Annotated in this window: 2 protein-coding genes and 1 pseudogene; 1 reads left to right on the forward strand and 2 read right to left on the reverse strand. The window is 65.3% G+C overall.

What is annotated here, in order from left to right; translation table 11 throughout:
* Positions 1-243: pseudogene (locus G9373_RS44965) on the forward strand (maleylpyruvate isomerase); the annotation flags it as partial.
* Between the two features lie 14 nt (positions 244-257).
* Here G9373_RS44965 and G9373_RS44970 read toward each other — a convergent pair.
* Both G9373_RS44970 and G9373_RS44975 read right to left on the reverse strand, forming a co-directional pair.
* Positions 258-920, reverse strand: a complete 663-nt coding sequence (locus tag G9373_RS44970; RefSeq protein ID WP_043786848.1) for a GntR family transcriptional regulator — start codon at positions 918-920, stop codon at positions 258-260.
* Between the two features lie 127 nt (positions 921-1,047).
* Complete coding sequence (locus tag G9373_RS44975; RefSeq protein ID WP_054248013.1) at positions 1,048-2,427, reverse strand: MFS transporter; 1,380 nt, start codon at positions 2,425-2,427, stop codon at positions 1,048-1,050.
* Positions 2,428-2,786: the final 359 nt, after the last annotated feature.

Genomic DNA, 2,786 nt, shown 5'->3' on the forward strand with positions numbered 1-2,786 from the left:
TTCCCCGACGTGGTCCTCGAGTCGCTGCTCACCGACATCGTCGGGATGTGGCAGCGCAAGGACCTCGGCACACGCCTGATACTCGCGGTCGACGGAGGTGAACCGGTTGCGGTGCAGCCGGATTCACCGCCCGCCGAGAAGGTGTCCGGGCCCCTCGCCGCGGTCGTGCGGTGGGCCGCCGGACGCGGCACCGTCGGCGTGAACATCGACGGTGAAGTCGAGGAACCGCCTCGTTGGCTTTGATCGACAACGGTGTCTCAGTCGTCCGGGTGTGATTGTCCGAAACGTCCGGCGTCGAAGGCGACGTGTCCGACGCCGATGTGGGCGGACATGAGGGATTCGGCGACGGTGCGGTTCTGTGCGGCGATGGCGTCGGTGATGTCGCGGTGGAACTGGATGCTGCGGGCGATGTCGGTGTCGGAGTAGTAGAAGTAGGTTCCGAGGGTGACCGAGGTGTACGCGAGTTGTTCGGCGATCTTGTACAGGCGAGGTGACCGTGCGGCCGAGAGAACGAGCAGGTGGAACTCGCGGTTGTTGTGGTGCAGATCGTCTTTATAGGTGGACTTCTTCGCTGCGGCGATCTTCGCCATCTCGTCGACGGACTTGCGCAGCTCCGCGCACTCGTCCGCGGATCGGCGTTCGGCGGCTAGGCCCGCGCCGCGGGATTCGAGGACGCAGCGCAGTTCGAAGACCTCGTCGACGTCGGAGCGGGTCCATTGCGCGACGAACGCACCGCGGTGCGGTTCGGTCTGGATCAGTCCTTCCTCCGTGAGGCGGCGGAGTGCGGCCCTGACCGGGGTGCGGCTGACATCGAGTTCGTCGCAGAGCTGTCCCTCGGTGAGGTGCGCGCCCGGCGCGTAGTGTCCGGCCATGATTCGGCTCCGGACCAGTTCGTAGACCATGGAACTCGATTGAGCCATCGGGTGTCTCCTCTGTCTGCGTTATCCACCCACGATGAGCAAGATTGTACTTCGATCGTACTGTTCTCTTATGGGTCTGAGCGGGCTCGCCGAGGCGAGCCCGCTCAGTGCGGATTGGGAGGGTGGGTCAGGAAACGCGGACGCCGTCCACTTCGGATAACTCCCGGGCGTCGGTGGCCGCGAGTTCCCGGGCCTTGGCCTCGGCCTCGCGGACGAACCGGAGCCGGGTGACCAGGCCCGCGGCGAGGATGAGCATGGCTGCGACGATGGACAGGCCCCAGTAGATGCCGCCGGTGGCGGTTTCGAGGGCGCCGAAGCCGAAGGGTCCGACGAATCCGCCGAGGTTGGCGAGCGAATTGATCGAGGCCAGGCCGACGGCGGCGGCGGGTCCCGTCAGGAACAACGACGGCAGCGCCCAGAACGGTCCGTAGGTGGCGTAGACGGCGACGGTGATGACGACCAGCAGGATCACCGAGAACCACAGGCTGTCCTGGACGAAGACCATCGACACCAGGCCGGCGGCGGCGACGAGCAACGGAATCCCGACATGCCAGCGGCGTTCACCGCCTCGGTCCGAGTGCCGGGCCCACCAGACCATGAAGATCGCGGCGGCGGCGTACGGGAGGGCGGTGATGAACCCGACGGAGGTGTTGCTGAGTCGGTCGCCGAGTCCGGAGATGATGCTGGGGGTGAAGAAGGCGAGGACGTAGATCGCGACGGACTTGCTGTAGTAGATGAACGACAGCGACAGGGTGCGGATCCCGGCGAGGCTGCGGAGGAACGACACCTGGCCGTGGGCGGCGGCCTTGGCCCGGTTCTCGGCTTCGATGGTCTCGGTCAGCCAGTCCGCTTCGTCACGGGTGAGCCACTTGGCCTTGTGTGGGCCGTCGACCAGGACGAACAGAGTGACGAAGCCGAGCATGACAGCAGGGATGCCCTCGAGGATGAACACCCAGCGCCAGCTCTCGACGCCGAACCAGTGCACATGATCGAGGATCATCCCGGACAGTGGGCCCGCGATGAGGGTGGCCACCGGCAGGGCGATCATGAACTGGGCGACGACGCGGGCGCGTTCACGTTCGGGGAACCACAGCGTCAGGTACAGCAGCACACAGGGGAAGAAACCGGCCTCGGCGATACCGAGAACCGTTCGTGCGATGGCTAATTGGGTGAAGTCGTGCACGAAGCCGGTCAGGACGGCAACGGCGCCCCAGCTGAAGAGGATGCGGGCGATCCACTTGCGGGCGCCGACCTTGCGCATCAGCATGTTGCTCGGCACCTCGAACAGGAAGTACCCGATGGAGAACAGCCCCGCGGCGAGCCCGAACTGTGCCTTGGTGATCCCGAGGTCGGCGTTCATCTCCAGGGCGGCGTATCCGACGTTGGCGCGGTCGATGAACGCCATGATGTAGAGCACCACCAGGAATGGCAGGACCCGCATCTTGATCTTGCGGATCACCGCGCTGCGGTAGGCGCCGACCTCGGGCGCGTCCAGGTCACGTGACATCGGTGGGCTCCTTCGTACAAAGCTGCTGGGAAGTCGAGGGCGGTCATTCATCCCGTGGGATTGGACGCTGCCGTGACGGGCCGCACCAGGTTGCTGTGTTGCGCGCCACACTCGATCGGTTACGAACATACAATCTGAGAACAATATTCGCAATACTGCCATGTCAAATCAGGCACTTCAGTGTCTTTGTTTCTGAAATTGTCGTCGTCGGCGGTCGGAAGTGCTCGCCTGTCGGCGCTGGGTGCGCGTAGCGCGCCACCTGCCGACCCCGGACGCGCGGCCGGGGCCGGCCGGAAAGTGGTGGACTGCGAGTTGAGCTCAGACCGCCGCAGGGATGTCGGCCTCGGACACGCTGAGCA

Source organism: Rhodococcus sp. A14, from assembly GCF_011603105.1.
Classification (GTDB): Bacteria; Actinomycetota; Actinomycetes; order Mycobacteriales; family Mycobacteriaceae; genus Rhodococcus_F; species Rhodococcus_F opacus.